Here is a 17,084-nt window from a genome sequence, read left to right as displayed (position 1 = left end):
TCACCGCTCCCTGACCAGTGCCGCGTACGCGCCGCCGCGGGCCACCAGGTCCTCGTGCCGTCCCCGCTCCACGACCGTGCCGTGCTGCAGGACGACGATCTCGTCGCTGTCGCGCACCGTGCTGAGCCGGTGCGCGATCACCACGCAGGCGCAGCCGCGTCGGCGCAGGTTGTCCATCACGACCTGTTCGGTCTCGGCGTCCAGGGCGCTCGTCACCTCGTCGAGCACCAGGATGCTCGGGCGGCGCACCAGTGCCCGCGCGATCTCCAGGCGCTGGCGCTGCCCGCCGGAGAAGTTGCGGCCGTCCTGCTCGACCCTGCTGTGGATGCCGCCGGGGCGGCGGGTGATCACGTCGTACAGGGCGGCGTCGCGCAGCGCGTCCTCCACCGCGTCGTCCGGGATCGACGGGTCCCACAGCGCCACGTTGTCGCGCACCGTGCCCTCGAAGAGGAACACCTCCTGGTCGACGAAGGAGACCGAGGCGGCCAGCGCTCCGCGCGGGATGTCCTCGATGCGCTGCCCATCGATGCGGATCACGCCCTCCCACGGCGCGTACAGCCCGGAGATCATGCGGGACACCGTGGACTTGCCGCTGCCCGAGCCGCCCACCAGCGCGACCTGCTGCCCGGGGCCGACCGTCAGATCGAAGCCGCTGAGCAGGGGCTTGTCGAGCGGGCTGTAGCCGAACGTGATGTTCTCCAGCTCGACATGGCCCTGAAGGCGGCGGGTGGACTCGACGGCGCCGGGGCGGCCGTAGAGCGGGTCGGCCTGGAAGTTCTCCACGTCCTTCAGCCGGGCCACGTCCGCCGCGAAGTCCTGGATGCGGCCCGCGACGCCGTTCAGCCGGGTCAGCGGTGCCGTGAACCGGGTGACCAGGGCCTGGAAGGCGACCAGCAGACCGACCGAGATGTGCCCCTCGACCGCGCGCATGCCGCCGATCCACAGGATGAGCGCGCTGTTCAGGGTGGCGAGGGTCGGCGCGACCACGCCCAGCCAGGCGCTCGGCACGCCCAGGCGCTGTTGCTCCTCCAACGTGGTGGCGTGCTGCCCGGCCCACTTGCGGAAGTAGCCGTCCTCGCCGCCGGTCGCCTTCATCGTCTCGATGAGCTGAAGGCCGGTGTAGGCGGTGTTGGTGAGGCGGGCGGTGTCCGCGCGCAGCTTCGCCGTGCGCGTCGCCCGCAGCCGGATCACCACGCGCATGGCCACGATGTTCAGCAGCGCCACACCGATGCCGACGAACGTCAGCTGCGGGTCGTAGGTGTACAGCAGGACCGCGTACAGGACGACCACGACCGCGTCCACGCCCGCCGCCGCGAGGTCGCGGGACAGCGTCTCGGACACCGCGTCGTTGGACTGCAGCCGCTGCACCAGGTCGGCCGGGCTGCGCTGGGAGAAGAACGTCACCGGCAGCCGCAGCAGATGCCGCAGGAAGCGGGCGCTGGAGAGCGTGGAGGAGATGATGCGGCCGCGCAGCAGGTTGGCCTGCTGGAGCCAGGTCAGCACGACCGTGAGCAGCACACACGCGGCCATTGACGTGAACAGCACGCCGAGCAGCGAGGTCTGGTCGCCGATCAGGAACGCGTCGATGTAGGTGCGGCTGAGCGCGGGCACCGCGGCGCCGACCGCCACCAGCAGCAGGCTCGCCAGCACCGCCACGGGCATCGTGCCGGCCGTGCCGCGCAACCGGGCGGGCATCGCGCCCAGGACTCCGGGCTTGCGGCCGCCCCGGGTGAAGTCCTCGCCGGGCTCCATCACCAGCACGACACCGGTGAAGCTGCCGTCGAAGTCCTCCATGGGCACGAACCGGCGGCCCTTGCCGGGGTCGTTGATGTAGACGCCGCGACGGCCGAAGCGGCGGCCCATGCCGTCGTAGACGACGTAGTGGTTGAACTCCCAGAACAGGATGGCCGGCGACGTCACCTCGGCGAGGGCGGCCAGGTCCATCTGCATGCCCTTGGCCGTCAGGCCGTAAGAGCGGGCCGCCTTCAGGAGGTTGCTCGCGCGCGAGCCGTCACGGGAGACACCGCAGGCGATGCGCAGCTCCTCCAGCGGGACGTGCTTGCCGTAGTGGCCGAGCACCATCGCCAGGGAGGCGGCGCCGCATTCGACGGCCTCCATCTGGAGCACGGTGGGCGTGCGGACGGTCTTCGCCCGGGCCTTGGGCACCTTGCGCTTCGGCGGGGCGGCGCGTCGCCTGCTCCGGGGCTCCTGTGCGGTGGCGCTCATGGCAGCAGCCAGTCGACGGGGCGCTGATCGGCCAGCCGGATCGAGCCGGAGGCCAGGGTCATGGAGGTCAGCTTGAACGGCGGCCCGTCAGCGGAGGACCACCGGTAGCCGCTCTTCGTGGCGGACGACCTGTCCAGCCGGACCGTCACGGCCACCGGCCTGCCCTTCTCGGTGAACTGCCGGCCCAGCTGGCTGTCCCCGAGGAACGCGGCGATCTGCTGCGGGGACTGGGCGGAACGGTCCACCGACTTCACATGGCCGCGCAGCACGCCGTACTCCTGCGTCGGCACCGACTGCACGGTCAGGTCCACGGCGGCGTCGTCGGGGATCGAGGCGGCGTTGGCGGGCGGGACGTACACGGTCGCGTAGAGCGGGTCCCCGGTGCGGGCGACCTTCTCGACGGCGGCGACGTTCGCGCCGGTCCGGATGATCTGCCCGACGGTCGCGGCGAGCGCGGAGACCCGGCCCGCGTCGAGCGTGCGCACGACCGCTTCCCCCTCGGCCGTACGGACCTTGAGCACGGGAGAGCCCGCGGGCACCTGCTGGCCCTGTTTCGCGAGCACGGCGGTGACCTGGCCCGCGACGGGGCTCTGGAGGACGTAACTGCCCCGCCCGTGCGTGAGGATGGCGGGCGCGCTGACGGTGGAGGTCACCGAACCGGTCACCGCCCAGACCGAGGCGGCCGCCATCGCGACCACCGTCACCGAGAGCACGAGCCAGCCCTGCGGGCGCGCGAACCGCACCGGCAGGTCGAGTTCCTCCGGTGACTGGAGCTTGGCGAGGGCCTGTTGGCGGAACTGCAAGGGAACTTCCCTCACCCGTAGAAGAGGTACCGACGGCCGCGACGGAAGCCGTCACGGCACCCGAAGAACCCGGAACCGCCGGCTGCGGCTCCGGGACTCAACGGCACGGGGGCTCGATCAGAGACCGGCGACCAGGTTGGTGACCGGGGCCGTGTTCAGGCCGGTGACACCCTCGACGGTGCCGACGGCCGTGTCGGCCAGGCCGGAAACCGGAGCGATGCCGTTCACCGTGTCGGTGACGGTGTTCAGGGCGTTCACGGCCAGACCGCCGGAGACGGCGTCGAGCTCGGCGTCGGCGATCTCGACGGTCTCAACCTGGGGGGTGGAGTTCATGATGGAACTTCCCTTCATATGGATATCTCACAAGGGGGGAGCGGCCCCCTCTGGGGACAGATGACGGCCGCGACCGCGAGTGCCGGACTTTCGTTTCCGAATGCCCTGGGCGGCCCCCGCGGTGCGATGGATCAAAGCACGCTGCTGGTCCGCCCTTCCAATCAACCACCTGCCCCACCAGGGAACTTGCGCCTCAGCGGCACCGATCCGTGCAGGTCTGGACACCGCATGGGAGCGAGTTCTTCACATGGGGCACCGCATCAGCGCATTCGGGCCCTTGCTTCTTCGGGCGGCGAATCCGGCACTCCCGCCCCAAAGGCGTGACCCACCCCGCCGGGGCGTGGACAACCCTTCTTTCGGTGACCGGTTTGAGCATTCGATGTGCAGATTCACTGAAGCCGGGATTCGACTCCGTCATGACAACGGATCGTTCCCGGGCGGATACGGAGTGTTCCGTTCCGCTATGGCGCGGGACCCCGCTGCCGGAAAGGCGGCATCCGGCCATGGCTTTCCGCGAGACCGCCGGACCCGCCCCGTCGGACCGGTCCGTGTGAGCAGGCCGGTCGCGGACCGAGCGGCCGACGCGCGGGCGACGGGAGTTGGCCGATTCCACGATGCGAAGGGATCACTTGCAAACGGAATTGAACGCCCCGTGCGGCCCGTGCGTACCAACAGCCATCCAGGCGCCCCCCAGAAGCTGCCGGACGGCGGCACGTACTCCGTCCCCCAGGAGGAGAGAAGTTTGAGTCACAAGCGAATTCCGAAGCGCAAGGCCGCGATAGCGGCGGGCAGCGTGGTGGCGCTCGGCGCGGCCGCGATCCTGCTCCCCAACGCCAACGCCTCCCAGGATGGTTCGTCCGGTGACGCGGCGGCAGCGCCGAAGACCCTGAAGGCGGGCGACGCCTCGGATCTCGCCTCGCAGCTCTCCGGGCTCCTCGGCGAGGCGTTCGGCGGCTCCTACTACGACAGTGCCGGCCGGCAGCTGGTCGTCAACGTCGTGCCGGGTGACAACAACAACGTGATCGTGCAGGCGAAGGCGGCCGGTGCGAAGGTCCGCGAGGTCGACAACAGCTGGTCGGAGCTCCAGGACGGGGCGTCGACGCTGAAGTCCGAGGCGACCATCGCGGGCACCTCGTGGTCGATCGACCCGCGCACCAACAAGCTGCTGGTGACCGCCGACAGCACCGTGACCGGCGCCAAGTGGGACAGACTGGAATCCACCGTGCAGGAGCTCGGCTCCGGCATGGCCACGCTCAAGAAGTCCTCCGGCGTCTTCAAGCCGTTCGTCTCCGGCGGGGACGCCATCTTCGCGGGCGGCTCGCGCTGCTCCCTCGGTTTCAACGTCACCGCGGGCGACGGTTCCCCGGCCTTCCTGACGGCCGGTCACTGCACCCTCGGCGGCAACGAGTGGTCCGACACGCAGGGCGGCCAGCCGATCGCCACCGTCGATCAGTCGACCTTCCCCGGCGCCGGTGACTTCGCACTCGTGAAGTACGACGACCCGGCGACCCAGGCCCCCAGCGAGGTCAACACCGGTAACCAGACGGTCCAGATCACCGAGGCCGCCGAGGCGACCGTCGGTCAGCAGGTCTTCCGGATGGGCAGCACCACCGGGCTCGCCGACGGCCAGGTCCTCGGACTCGACGCCACGGTGAACTACCCGGAGGGCACCGTCACCGGTCTCATCCAGACCAACGTCTGTGCCGAGCCGGGCGACAGCGGCGGCTCGCTGTTCACCCAGGACGGTCTCGCGATCGGTCTGACCTCCGGCGGCAGCGGTGACTGCACGGTCGGCGGCGAGACGTTCTTCCAGCCGGTGACCACCGCCCTGGAGGCGGTCGGCGCGACCCTCGGCGCGGGCGGCGGCGCCGGCGACGAGGCCGGTGCCGGCGACGAGGCCGGTGCCGGCGGCGAAGCGGGCGCGGGCCAGGAAGCCGGTGCGGGCGGCGAAGCGGGTGCCGGTGAAGAGGCAGGTGCCGGTGCGGAAGCCGGTGCCGGTCAGGACGCGGGTCATGACGTCGAGGACAACTCCGGTCTGACCGAGTCCCGCTGACCCTTGCACAGCCGTCGGCAGCCGGTCCGACGCGGCCGGTCCGGTTCCGCCCCCTTCCTGGCGGGACCGGGCCGGCCCACCGGCGTTCTCCGCCCCGGTGCCCGCTGCGTCAGCCGAGGGCCCTGATCAGCAACAGGGCGATGTCGTCGCGCCGTTCCTCCCCGTCCGCGTGGTGCCGCTCCTGGTGGACGAGGCTGTCGGCCAGCTCGTCCAGCGGCCGGTCCCCGGCGTCGGCCAGCCACCCGCCCAGATCCGCGAGAGCCTCCTCGAAGTCCGTGCCGGGGGATTCGACCAGCCCGTCCGTATAGAGGACGAGCAGCGAACCGGGGGGCAGGGCGACCTCCGTCGTCGGATACACCGCCGCGGCGTCGATGCCCAGCAACGGCCCGCCCGCCAGGTCGAGGACGCGCACCCGTCCGTCCGGCCGTCTCAGCAGCGGCGGGGGATGCCCCGCCCGGGACATCACGGCCCGCCCGCGCGCCGGGTCGAGCCGCAGATACAGGCAGCTGGCGAAGAGGTCGGACCCCAGGTCCAGCAGCAGCCGGTTGGTGCTGCGCATGACCTCCTCGGGTGCCTGCCCCACGGTCGTGTACGCGCGCACCGCGGTGCGGACCTGCCCCATCAGCCCGGCCGCCGTCACGTTGTGGCCCTGCACGTCCCCGATCACCGCGGCGGCCGTCCCCCGGGTGCCGACCAGGTCGTAGAAGTCGCCGCCGATGTCCATGCCCTGCGTGGCCGGCACATAGCGGCCGACCGCCTCGATGCCGGGCAACGTGGGCAGGGAGTGCGGCAGCAGCGCCTCCTGCAGCCCGTGCGCGAGCCGGTGCTTGGCGTCGTAGAGCAGCGCCCGCTCCAGCGCCTGCGCGATCAGCCCGGCCATGCTGATCATCACCGCCCGCTCCTCCGTCGGGAACGGATGCGGCTCGGCGTAGGACAGGACGCACGTCCCGACCGGGCGGCCCTGGGCGATCAGCGGCAGGTAGGCCCAGGCCGCGAACCCGTCGGGGGTCGCGGCCCGCGCCGGGTACAGCCGTTCCATCTGCTCCTGCGACTCGAAGAACGCGGGGACGCCCGTCCGCAGCACCTGGGTGCCGGGTGTCGGCTCGGTCAGGGGCATCCCGTCGAACCGTTCCACCAGGTGCGGGTCCCGGTACCCGCGGTGTCCGAGCACCCGCAGCCGGTTCGCCCGCGAGCCCAGCACGACCAGCGCCTGACTGCCCACGGCCGGGGCGATCTCGTCCGCGACCAGCTGCACCACGTCCTGCACCCCCACCGCCTCGGTGAGCGCGCCGGCCAGGTCCAGCACCTGTGTGATGGTGACCAGCCGGGACGGCGTCCCGTCCGGCGGCGGCGCGGTCCGGTTCATCTGCGACACGGCCTTGGACCTGGTGATGCGAACGCTCAGGCCCGTCGTGCTCGGGTACAGCCGGAACGACAGCCACTCGCCGGGCGGGCGCAGCGCCACGAACGACGTGACGTGCTGGCTGAGCAGAGCGGCCCGGTACCGGTCCTCGTACACCGGGTCGTTGAGCCACGGCACCGACGCCCACAGCTGGGTACCGAGCAGTCTGCTGACCGGCACGTTCAGCAGCTCGCCCGCCGCCGCGTTGACGAAGCCGATCCGGCCGTGCAGATCCAGCGAGACCAGCCCGTACGGCAGCCGGCTCACCATCCGGGCGGCCTCGACCGCGCCGAGCGTGCCGGCCATGCCACCCACCAGGGGCCCGGCGAGCAGATCGGTCTCGGGGTGCGGCGGGACGCTGTGCTCGGCGGCCCGCTCCAGCCGGACGGCCAGCCGACCGCAGGCCGCGGTCAGATGCTCGCGCTCATGGTCGGACATCTCCGCCGGATGTGAGCCCGGCCAGGTCACGAAGACCGCGCCGTACACCGTGGACTCGGTCGCGACGGGCACCGCGGCCAGGGCGAACGGATAGGGCAGCACCACGGCGATCCGCGGGTAGAGGCGGGCCATCTGCTCCTCGCCGCCGACCCACACCAGCCGCCGCTCGCGCGCGGCGTCGGCGACGGGGATCGGCGCGCTCAGGCCCACTCGTTCCCAGGGTGCCGCGAACGCCCGTGGCAGACCGGCCATCACCGCCATCTCCAGTACCGGCTGGTCCTGCGCCATCAGGTACACCGCGCCGGAGTGGGCGTGCACCTCGTCCATCATCGAGGCCAGAGCCAGGGAGAGCACGGGACGGCCGACCGGCGTCCTGGCGGCTGCCGGCGCCTGCGCGGACGACTGCCCGTCGGACACGCCGACCACCTCCTCGCACGGCCGCGCTACCGGGTCCAGGAACAAATCTCCCCCCTGGCGGCCCGTCCCGCACCACGAGCGGTCCCGCGGCGACCCCGGTTGTCGTCGGTCACAGGCATGTGACCCCCCAGGGGCACCCGGCCACCCACCGCGCCCGGACCGTCACGCCTGTCACGAGAACACCGTGCGCACCGCATGCCTAAGACATGTTCGGTTTCTTTCGAGCGCCGGTGTTCGACGCCGGTCCACGGAACGCCCACAGGGGCTGCGCAGGTGTCCCAATAGCGCTGTAATGGCCAACGTGGTCAGTCAGGGCGCCCAAGAGCGCGGAACGCGAACGTTGCGTGCCGAAGGTGCCCTCAAGGCGATCGCGGTCGATCACGAGTCGCCCGACCGGCTGCGCCGTATCCTCGAACAGGCACTCGTCTTCGCCGGTGCGGCGTTCGCCGCGGTGTACGCGCCCAGCGAGGACGGCGAGCTGCTGTGCCTGATGGAGTCGGCCGGCGTCCCGAGGACGCTCTACGGACTGCGCGACAGCTACCCGCGCGCAGGCCGGTCCCCGGTCGCCGAGGCCCACCGCGGTGGACGGCCGGTGTCACTGGGCCCGGCGGAACTCGCCGAGCACGCCCAGGCGCGGCGCGTGCCGTCCGGGGGCTTCTTCCTCACGGCCCTGCCCGTGCAGGAGGACGGCGGCTGCCTGCTGGCCGTGAGCGAGCACCCCGAGGGGTTCGCCGCCGACGACCTCAGGTGCCTGGAGCTCGTCTCCGGGGCGGTGGCCTTCACCGCCCCGGCCGCGCCCGCCGAGGCCGGCGACCTGCCGCCGAGCGCCTTCAGCCTCGCCATGGACACCGGCCGCGTCCGGGTCGGCGACGACCTGCTGGACCTGTTCGGCCTGGACCCCGTGGAGTTCGACGGCCGGATCGAGACGCTGCTCAGCCTGACCGTGCCCGAGGACCTGCCCTCGCTGATGTCGGTGGTGGAGGCCGACCACATGTCCATCGGCGACCGGGAGCTGGAGTTCAGGGTGCTCCAGCCCGCCGGGCCGCCGAAGTGGCTCCGGCTGCGCGGGCGGCTCCTGCCCGGCGGCGAGGGCCGCCCGGCCCGGCTCGTGGGCACGGTCGTCGACGTCTCCCTGCGCTCCGACGTCACCGACGTGGCGCGCGTCCAGCGTCTGGCCGCCGCGCTGGCCACCGCCGTCACCGTCCGCGACGTGGGCAAGGCCGTGGTGGCCGCGCTGCGCATGCCGCTGAGAGCCGACCGGATCGCGCTCGCCGAGCTGGAGAGCGACCGGCTCGTCGTCACCGTCCTCGACCCGCCCGAACCCGAGGCCTGGCCCGAGCTGTGGCGCTCGGAGTGGCGCACCGAGTGGCCCGACGCGCCCGTGCGCGCCATGCCCACCCTCGCCGCCGCGCTGCGCGAGGGCCGGGCCCGCATCTGGCCCGCCGGCAGCCCGCTGGAACGCGCCCTGGCCGAGGTCGGCCCCGGCGGCCTCGCCGTCCTGCCGCTGCCCGCCGGGAACCGCATGGCCGGCGTCTGCCTGATCGGCTGGGACACCCCGCACGACTTCGGCACCGACGAACGCGCCCTGCTCACCGCCTGCGCGGGGCTCGCCGGGCAGGCTCTGGTGCGGGCCCGGGCCTTCGACGCCGAGCACGAACTCGTCGGCATGCTCCAACGCCAGCTGCTGCCGCGCAGCCTGCCCCGGCTGCCGGGCGCGGAGGCCGTCGCACGCTACCTGCCCAGCACGGCGGGGCTCGAACTCGGCGGCGACTGGTACGACGTCATCCCGCTGCCCGACAACCACGTCGCCCTCGTCATCGGCGACGTCCAGGGCCACAGCGCCGGGGCCGCCACCCTCATGGGCCAGATGCGCACCGCCCTGCGCGCCTACGCCGTCGAGGGGCACCCGCCCGACGTGGTCGTCGCCCACGCCAACCGGCTGCTCATGGACATGGAGAGCGACCTCTTCGCGACCTGTTGCTACGTCGATGTCGACCTGGAGGAGGGCGCGGCGTGGTGTGTGCGCGCGGGGCACCTGCCGCCGGTGCTGCGCTACCCGGACGGCCGGACCGAGATCGCGGAGGCCGAGGGCGGGCCGCCCCTCGGGGTGGTCACCCGGGCCGACTTCCCCATGAGTCCGCTCCGGCTCCCGCCCGGCACCGTGATCGCCCTGGTCACGGACGGGCTCGTCGAGACGCCCGGCTCCGACATCGACGACGGCATGGAGCACCTCGCCGAGCGGCTGGCCGACGCAACACCCGCCGACCTGGGGTTGGTCGCCGATGCCCTCCTGGGCGATGCCCCGCGCAGCGACGACGTCGCCCTGCTCCTCCTGCGCTACGACGGCATGGAGCTGCGTCCGCTGCGAGAGGGCTGGACGGTCTGGCGCGTCCCGCAGGCCGTCGGGCACGCCCGCCGCTTCGCCCGCCGCACCCTGCGCTCCTGGGGCGTCACCGTCGACCAGGACGCCGCCCTCCTCGTCGTCTCCGAGCTCGTCACCAACGCCCTGGTGCACACCGACGGGCAGGTCCGCATGGACCTCACCCTCGTCAACAACCGCCTGCGTATCGCCGTCGCCGACGCCTCCCCCCGCTCGCCGGTGAGACCGACCAGCATCGGCTGGGAGGCCACCGGAGGCCGGGGCATCCTCCTCGTCGAGGCGCTGACCGCGACGTGGGGCACTCTGCCGGTCAGCGGCGGCAAGCAGGTGTGGGCGGAACTGACGCTGGGCCGCTGAACGCTCCACCGCCCGGCCCGGCCCGGCGCCCGCCGGAGCGTGACCGCACCGCCCCCCCGGGAGTTCAGCCCAGCCGCTTCAGCAGTTCCTCCGCCAGCGGAGCCGACGACGCGGGGTTCTGGCCCGTGACCAGGTTGCGGTCGGTGACCACGTGCGGGGCCCACGGCTCGCCGGCCCGGACGGTCACCCCGGCCTCGGTGAGACGGTCCTGGAGGAGCCACGGGGCGCGGTCGGCGAGGCCGCCCTGGATCTCCTCGGCGTTGGTGAACGCCGCGACCTCGTAGCCGGCGAAGACGTTCGCGCCGTCGGCCCCGACCGCGGCCAGCAGTGCGGCCGGCCCGTGGCAGACGACACCGAGCGGCCTGCCCGACTCCAGGGCCCGGGCGAGCAGCCGGCCGGATGCGGCGTTGACGGCGAGGTCCTCCATCGGGCCGTGACCGCCGGGGTAGAAGACCGCCGCGTAGTCGTCCAGCCGGACATCCTCGAGACGGACGGGACGCCGCAGCTCGGTGAAGGACTCCAGCGCCTTGGCGATCCGGTCGGCGTTCTCCCGGCCCCCGTTCACCTCCGGCGCGAGGGAGGCCCGGTCGACGGTGGGCTCGACCCCGCCGGGTGTGGCCACGACGACCTCGTGTCCGGCGGCCCGGAACGCCTCGTACGGGGCGACGGCCTCCTCGGCCCAGAAGCCGGTGGGGTGCTCGGTGCCGTCGGCCAGGGTCCAGCTGTCGGCTCCGGTGACGACGAAAAGGATCTTCGACATGGCGGGTGATCTCCAGGGGGACGGGCCGCGGTCGGACAGCGCGGCGATGACTCGGACGATGACGACCGTAGGCGTCCGCACCGCCGTTTTTCCAATGGGTGAACCAATGGCTTCCATAGGAATTCCAATGGCGGTGCGCGATAGTGTCGGATCGCGTGAGGCCCATCGATCCCGTCGGCGCGACCGGCCCGCCCGCGCAGCCCGACCTCAACCTGCTGCGCACCTTCCTGGCCGTCTACCGGTCCGGCTCCTTCACGGCCGCCGCGCAACTGCTGGGCCTGTCCCAGCCGACCGTCACCACGCAGATCCGCACGCTGGAGCGGCAGACCCGCCGTGAGCTGTTCGAACGGCTGCCGCGCGGCGTCGCCCCGACCGCCGTGGCCGACGAACTCGCGGCCCGTGTCGCGGCCCCGCTCGACGCGCTCGCCGAGGCCACCGGCCACGGCTCCCGGGAGGAGTCACGCGCCGAACCGGTCCACCTGGCCGGACCCGCCGAACTGCTGTCGACCCGGGCCCTGCCCGCCCTCGCCCCGCTCGTCACCGAGGGCGTGCGGCTGCGCGTCTCCCCGGGACTGACCGAGCCCTTGCTCGACGAACTGCGCGCCGGCCGCCACGACCTGGTGATCGCCACCGCCCGGCCCCGCGGTCGCACACTGTCCGCCGTGCCTCTCACGGACGAGGAGTTCGTCCTGGTCGCCGCCCCCGTCTGGGCCGATCGCATCGCGCGGCGCCCCGTCGCGGACGGCCCCACCGCGCTGCACGACATCCCGCTGATCACGTACGCCGAGGACCTGCCCATCGTGCGCCGCTACTGGCGGCACGTCTTCGGCCGGCGTCTGAACTGTGGCGCCGCCGTCTCGGTACCGGACCTGAGGGCCGTCCTGGCACTGGTGACCGCCGGTGCCGGCTTCAGTGTGCTGCCGCGCTACCTGTGCGCCGGGGAGCTGGCGTCCGGTGCTCTGGTGCTCCTGCAGGCCCCGGAGGACGTACCGATCAACACCGGCTTCCTCGTCCAGCGGCCGGGCGCCTCCGGCAACCCGCATGTGACCCTCGTCCGCGACCTTCTGCTGAAGGCCGGCCGTACCTGGTGACACCGCGGGCCGACCGGGGTACCCGACGCGGCACGGGACGGAGAAACCGCCACGAGCCGAAGGAAGAGGGAAGAGGAACGTCATGGCTCAGCACGTCCGCGACATCATGACCGGCGACCCTGTCACCGTCGGGCCGCAGACCTCTGTCGCCGAAGTGGCGCGCATCATGCGCGACGAGGACCTCGGAGTCGTCCTGGTGACGGACGGCGACGACCTGCGCGGTCTGGTCACCGACCGTGACCTGGTCGTCCGGTCCGTCAGCCGGGGCGGCGACCCGGAGCAGACCACCGTGGCCGGGGCGTGCAGCGACGACCTGGTCACCGTCGGTCCCGACGAGGACCTGGGGCACGCGGTGGAGCTGATGCGCGAGCACTCCGTGCGCCGCATCCCGGTCGTCGACCACGGGCATCCCGTGGGCATCGTCTCCCTGGGCGACATGGCCATGGAGCGCGACCCGGACTCGGCGCTCGGCGACATCAGCGCCGCGCGTCCCAACGCCTGACCCGGACCCCCGGACGGTCCCGCGCACTCCGTCGTGCGCGGGACCGTCGTACGTCCGCCGCACCACGATCGCTGAACACACCGTCCGAACTCCTGCGAGGGAGGAGAGTCGGGGCGCGGCGCAGGCAGGGGCGGGCCGGGTTTGTTCGGTTTTTCGCTGGGGACTCGAACAGGAGCGCAAGCAGAAGGAAGATGATGAGTCGTGGAGTCCATGTACACCAGTGAGAAGCCCGTCGTCCGTCAGCACGAGACCGGCTGGTCGAAGGCGCGCCGGCTGCGCGGCAAGGCCGCGCTGCGGACCTGCCTCCCGGCCGTCGAGGACCGGGGCACCCCCGGGACGGTGCGCTCCGGGGCGGAGTGGAACATCGTCCGGGGTGAGGACTGACCCCTCCCCGCAGGACAGCTCGGTGACGATCCGAGTAACTGCGCGCATCCACAACTAAAAGAAGTGATGTTCACATCCGCCGGATCGCGACTAAGGTGAGCCGAATGAAGGCTCTCGTGCTGTCCGGCGGCGCAGGAACGCGGTTGAGGCCGATCACCCACACGTCGGCCAAGCAACTGGTGCCCGTGGCCAACAAGCCCGTGCTGTACTACGGGTTGGAGTCGATCGCCGAGTCCGGCATCACCGACGTGGGCATGATCGTCGGGGATACGGCCGGGGAGATCGAGGAAGCGGTGGGGGACGGGTCGAAGTTCGGCCTCGACGTCACCTACATCCCCCAGCAACGGCCCCTCGGGCTGGCCCACGCGGTGCTGATCGCCCGGGACTACCTCGGCGACGACGACTTCGTGATGTATCTCGGCGACAACTTCATCGTCGGTGGCATCACGGGCCTCGTCGACGAGTTCCGCAGCCATCGGCCCGACGCCCAGATCCTGCTCACCCGCGTGGCCGACCCGCGTGCCTTCGGAGTCGCCGAACTCGATGCGTCCGGCCAGGTGATCGGCCTGGAGGAGAAGCCCGACCAGCCCAAGAGCGACCTCGCGCTGGTCGGCGTCTACATGTTCACGCCCCTCATCCACGAGGCGGTCCGCGCCATCGAACCCTCCTGGCGCGGCGAACTGGAGATCACCCACGCCATCCAGCACCTGATCGACACCCGCGCCGACGTGCGCTCCACGGTCGTCAAGGGCTACTGGAAGGACACCGGCAACGTCGCCGACATGCTCGAGGTGAACCGCACGGTCCTCGAAGTCATGGAGCGCCGCATCGACGGCGAGGTGGACGACGCCTCGGAGACCATAGGACGCGTGGTGGTCGAAGAGGGCGCGCGGATCGTCGGCTCCCGCATCGTCGGGCCCGCCGTCATCGGCTCGGGCACCCTCGTCAGCAACTCCTACGTGGGCCCCTTCACCTCCGTCGCCGAGAACTGCCGCATCACCGACAGCGAGCTGGAGTTCTCTATCGTGCTGCGGGACTCCTCGATCCTGGGCGTCGGCCGGATCGAGGCCTCGCTGATCGGCCGGCACGTCGAGGTGACCCCGGCCCCCAGCGTGCCCAGCGCCCACCGCTTCGTCCTCGGAGATCACAGCAAGGTGCAGATCACTTCATGAACCTCCTCGTCACCGGCGCCGCCGGGTTCATCGGTTCGCGCTACGTGCGCGCACTGCTCGCCTCGGAGGCGCCCGACGCGCCCCGCATCACCGTGCTGGACAAGCTCACCTACGCCGGCACCCTCGACAACCTCGAACTGACCCACCCCCGGCTGGAGTTCGTGCAGGGAGACATCTGCGACGCCGAGCTGGTCGACAAGCTGATGACCGCTGCGGACCAGGTCGTGCACTTCGCCGCCGAGTCCCATGTGGACCGCTCCATCACCGGCGCCGCCGACTTCGTCCGCACCAACGTCCTCGGCACCCAGACCCTCCTGGACGCCGCCCTGCGCTACGACGTGGGCCCCTTCGTGCACGTCTCCACCGACGAGGTCTACGGCTCCATCGAGTCCGGATCCTGGCTCGAGGACCACCCGCTCCAGCCCAACTCGCCGTACTCGGCCTCCAAGGCCTCCTCCGACCTGCTCGCGCTGGCCTACCACCGCACCCACGGCCTGGACGTGCGCGTCACACGTTGCTCCAACAACTACGGCCCGCACCAGTTCCCCGAGAAGGTCATCCCGCTGTTCGTCACCAACCTCCTCGACGGCCACAAGGTGCCGCTGTACGGCGAGGGCCGCAACATCCGCGACTGGCTCCACGTCGACGACCACTGCCAGGGCGTCGACCTCGCCCGCACCCACGGCCGGCCCGGCGAGGTCTACAACGTCGGCGGCGGCACCGAGCTCACCAACAAGGAGCTCACCGGGCTGCTCCTGGACGCCTGCGGAGCGGACTGGGACCGGGTGGAGTATGTCGAGGACCGCAAGGGCCACGACCTGCGCTACTCCGTCGACTGGTCCAAGGCCCGCGACGAACTCGGCTACCGCCCAGCTCACGACTTCACCGCCGGCCTCGCCGAGACCGTCGCCTGGTACCGCGACAACCGGGCCTGGTGGGAGCCCTTGAAGCGGCGCGTCGCCCAGGAGCGGGCATGAGGTGGCTGATCACCGGGGCGGGCGGGATGCTCGGCCGTGACGTCGTCGAGGAACTCACGAGGCGCGGCGAGAACGTCACGGGTCTCGACCGCACCGCCTTGGACATCACGGACGCCGGGGCCGTCGACGCCGCCGTGCGGGAGCACCGCCCCGACCTCGTCGTGAACTGCGCCGCGTACACGGCCGTCGACGACGCCGAAACCGACGAGGCCCGCGCCCTGGAGATCAACGGCGACGGTCCGCGCCTGCTGGCCCGGGCCTGCGCCGCGCACGACGCCCGCCTCCTCCACGTCTCCACGGACTACGTCTTCTCCGGCGAGTCCCGCACCGGCCCGTACCCGGAGGACCACCCGACGGGCCCGCGCACCGCCTACGGCCGCACCAAACTGGCCGGGGAACAGGCCGTACTGGAGGAACTCCCCGGGGCGAGCGCGGTGCTGCGCACGGCGTGGCTCTACGGCGTCCACGGCTCCAGCTTCGTCCGGACCATGATCGGACTGGAAGCGCGCCGCGACACCCTCGACGTCGTCGACGACCAGCGCGGACAGCCCACCTGGAGCGCCGACGTCGCCGAGCGGATCGCCGACCTCGGCCGCCGGCTCGGCCCCGACGCGCACGGTGTCTTCCACGCGACCAACTCCGGCGAGGCCACCTGGTACGACCTCGCCCGCGAGGTGTTCTCCCTCATCGGAGCCGATCCGGACCGAGTGCGCCCCACCAGCAGCGCGGCCTTCCCCCGGCCCGCACCCCGCCCCGCGTACAGCGCCCTCGCACACCACCGGTGGCAGGAGATCGGCCTGCCACTGCCGCGCGACTGGCGTTCCGCCCTGCACGAAGCACTGCCCCGCATCCGCAAGGAAGGTCTTCCTCGTGAAACGCCATGAGTTCCTCCGGGAACTGCACAAGGTCAGCGCCAATCGCAACTACCTGGAGATCGGCGTCAACGACGGTCGCAGCCTGACGCTGTCCCGCGTCCCGAGCATCGCGATCGACCCCGCCTTCAAGGTGGTCTCGGAACTGAGGTGCGACGTCCACCTGGTGAAGGCCACCAGCGACGACTTCTTCGCGCGCGACAACCCCCTCCAGCACCTCAAGGGCGGCCGTCACCCGCTGCGCAACCTGCGCCGGGGCCGCAGCCCGATCGGCTACTGGCGCCGCACGACCCTGGACCTGTCGTTCATCGACGGCATGCACCTGTTCGAGTTCGCGCTGCGCGACTTCATGAACGTCGAGAAGTACTCGGACTGGTCCAGCGTGATCGTCCTGGACGACATGCTGCCGCGCAGCATCGACGAGGCGGCCCGGGACCGGCACACCAACGCCTGGACCGGCGACGTCTACAAGATCACCGAGGTGCTGGCGCGCTACCGCCCCGATCTGGTCACGGTGCAGGTGGACACCGCACCCACCGGCCAGCTCGTCGTCTTCGGCGCCGACCCGGACAACCGGGTCCTGCACGACAAGTACGACGAGATCATGGCCGAGTACAAGATCCCCGACCCGCAGAAGGTTCCCGAGGCGATCCTGGAGCGAGCCGGCGCCGTCCGCCCCGAGGCCCTCCTGGAAGCGGGCTTCTGGCGTCCCCTCGCCCAGGCCCGCAACCGCGGTCTGCCCCGCTCCATGGGCTGGGAGCCCCTGCGCAAGGCCCTCCAGCAGGTCGGTGTGAGCCGCTGAGCGACGGCGCCGGCCACCGCCCGGGGCGGCCGGCGCCGACGACGTTCCTCTTCGGCCTTCTCGGTCTTTCCGGCTTGCTCGGCTTTCCCGGCACACAGGCCCGGACGCTGCACGC

General features: G+C 71.9%; 14 protein-coding genes. 9 read left to right on the top strand and 5 right to left on the bottom strand.

The genetic code is table 11. The features are described 5' to 3' along the window. The 3 genes from QNO09_RS26245 to QNO09_RS26235 all read right to left on the bottom strand — a co-directional run bounded on the left by QNO09_RS26245 (position 1) and on the right by QNO09_RS26235 (position 3,362). Complete coding sequence (locus QNO09_RS26245) at positions 1 to 2,226, bottom strand: NHLP family bacteriocin export ABC transporter peptidase/permease/ATPase subunit (RefSeq protein ID WP_283972711.1); 2,226 nt, start codon at positions 2,224 to 2,226, stop codon at positions 1 to 3. After that, a complete protein-coding gene (locus tag QNO09_RS26240) occupies positions 2,223 to 3,029 on the bottom strand; it encodes a biotin/lipoyl-containing protein (protein WP_283972710.1) in 807 nt (268 codons plus the stop codon). Before QNO09_RS26240 ends, QNO09_RS26245 begins: the two co-directional genes overlap by 4 nt. A gap of 117 nt (positions 3,030 to 3,146) precedes the next feature. After that, positions 3,147 to 3,362 carry a type A2 lantipeptide gene (locus QNO09_RS26235; protein WP_283972709.1) on the bottom strand — a complete coding sequence of 72 codons (216 nt, stop codon included), beginning with the start codon at positions 3,360 to 3,362 and terminating at the stop codon, positions 3,147 to 3,149. Between the two features lie 742 nt (positions 3,363 to 4,104). Between QNO09_RS26235 and QNO09_RS26230 the strand changes: the two genes are divergently transcribed. Beyond that, positions 4,105 to 5,415, top strand: a complete 1,311-nt coding sequence (locus QNO09_RS26230; RefSeq protein ID WP_283972708.1) for a S1 family peptidase — start codon at positions 4,105 to 4,107, stop codon at positions 5,413 to 5,415. A 109-nt stretch (positions 5,416 to 5,524) separates the two neighbouring features. Here the strand turns inward: QNO09_RS26230 and QNO09_RS26225 are convergent, their stop codons facing one another. Then, positions 5,525 to 7,681: a SpoIIE family protein phosphatase gene (locus QNO09_RS26225; protein WP_283972707.1), complete on the bottom strand. Its 2,157-nt coding sequence runs from the start codon at positions 7,679 to 7,681 to the stop codon at positions 5,525 to 5,527. Positions 7,682 to 7,964: 283 nt separating this feature from the next. Between QNO09_RS26225 and QNO09_RS26220 the strand changes: the two genes are divergently transcribed. Next, complete coding sequence (locus QNO09_RS26220) at positions 7,965 to 10,409, top strand: SpoIIE family protein phosphatase (RefSeq protein WP_283972706.1); 2,445 nt, start codon at positions 7,965 to 7,967, stop codon at positions 10,407 to 10,409. Positions 10,410 to 10,473: 64 nt separating this feature from the next. Here the strand turns inward: QNO09_RS26220 and QNO09_RS26215 are convergent, their stop codons facing one another. Beyond that, entirely contained in the window at positions 10,474 to 11,169 is a 696-nt protein-coding gene (locus QNO09_RS26215; RefSeq protein WP_283972705.1) for a type 1 glutamine amidotransferase domain-containing protein, read from the bottom strand. 155 nt (positions 11,170 to 11,324) lie between these two features. Between QNO09_RS26215 and QNO09_RS26210 the strand changes: the two genes are divergently transcribed. From QNO09_RS26210 to QNO09_RS26180, 7 genes are all read left to right on the top strand, one after another. Then, on the top strand, positions 11,325 to 12,260 hold the full coding sequence (locus QNO09_RS26210) for a LysR family transcriptional regulator (RefSeq protein WP_283972704.1): 936 nt from the start codon (positions 11,325 to 11,327) through the stop codon (positions 12,258 to 12,260). An 82-nt stretch (positions 12,261 to 12,342) separates the two neighbouring features. Then, on the top strand, positions 12,343 to 12,762 hold the full coding sequence (locus tag QNO09_RS26205) for a CBS domain-containing protein (protein WP_283972703.1): 420 nt from the start codon (positions 12,343 to 12,345) through the stop codon (positions 12,760 to 12,762). Positions 12,763 to 12,963: 201 nt separating this feature from the next. Further along, on the top strand, positions 12,964 to 13,146 hold the full coding sequence (locus QNO09_RS26200; RefSeq protein ID WP_283972761.1) for a hypothetical protein: 183 nt from the start codon (positions 12,964 to 12,966) through the stop codon (positions 13,144 to 13,146). Positions 13,147 to 13,250: 104 nt separating this feature from the next. Beyond that, positions 13,251 to 14,318: a glucose-1-phosphate thymidylyltransferase gene (locus QNO09_RS26195; RefSeq protein WP_283972702.1), complete on the top strand. Its 1,068-nt coding sequence runs from the start codon at positions 13,251 to 13,253 to the stop codon at positions 14,316 to 14,318. Continuing rightward, entirely contained in the window at positions 14,315 to 15,295 is a 981-nt protein-coding gene (gene rfbB, locus QNO09_RS26190; RefSeq protein ID WP_283972701.1) for a dTDP-glucose 4,6-dehydratase, read from the top strand. The genes QNO09_RS26195 and rfbB overlap by 4 nt, the downstream gene beginning before the upstream one ends. Continuing rightward, the gene (gene rfbD / locus QNO09_RS26185; protein ID WP_283972700.1) at positions 15,292 to 16,179 is read left to right on the top strand and encodes a dTDP-4-dehydrorhamnose reductase; all 888 of its coding nucleotides are present in this window, start codon (positions 15,292 to 15,294) and stop codon (positions 16,177 to 16,179) included. Before rfbB ends, rfbD begins: the two co-directional genes overlap by 4 nt. Next, positions 16,166 to 16,969 (top strand): class I SAM-dependent methyltransferase, encoded by an 804-nt coding sequence (locus QNO09_RS26180; protein ID WP_283972699.1) that lies wholly within the window; start codon positions 16,166 to 16,168, stop codon positions 16,967 to 16,969. The genes rfbD and QNO09_RS26180 overlap by 14 nt, the downstream gene beginning before the upstream one ends. Positions 16,970 to 17,084 lie beyond the last annotated feature (115 nt).

The sequence above is a fragment of the Streptomyces sp. 378 genome (assembly GCF_030124145.1).
GTDB lineage: Bacteria > Actinomycetota > Actinomycetes > Streptomycetales > Streptomycetaceae > Streptomyces.
Note: the sequence above shows the minus strand (reverse complement) of the source record. Positions and strands in the feature narration are given on the sequence as shown.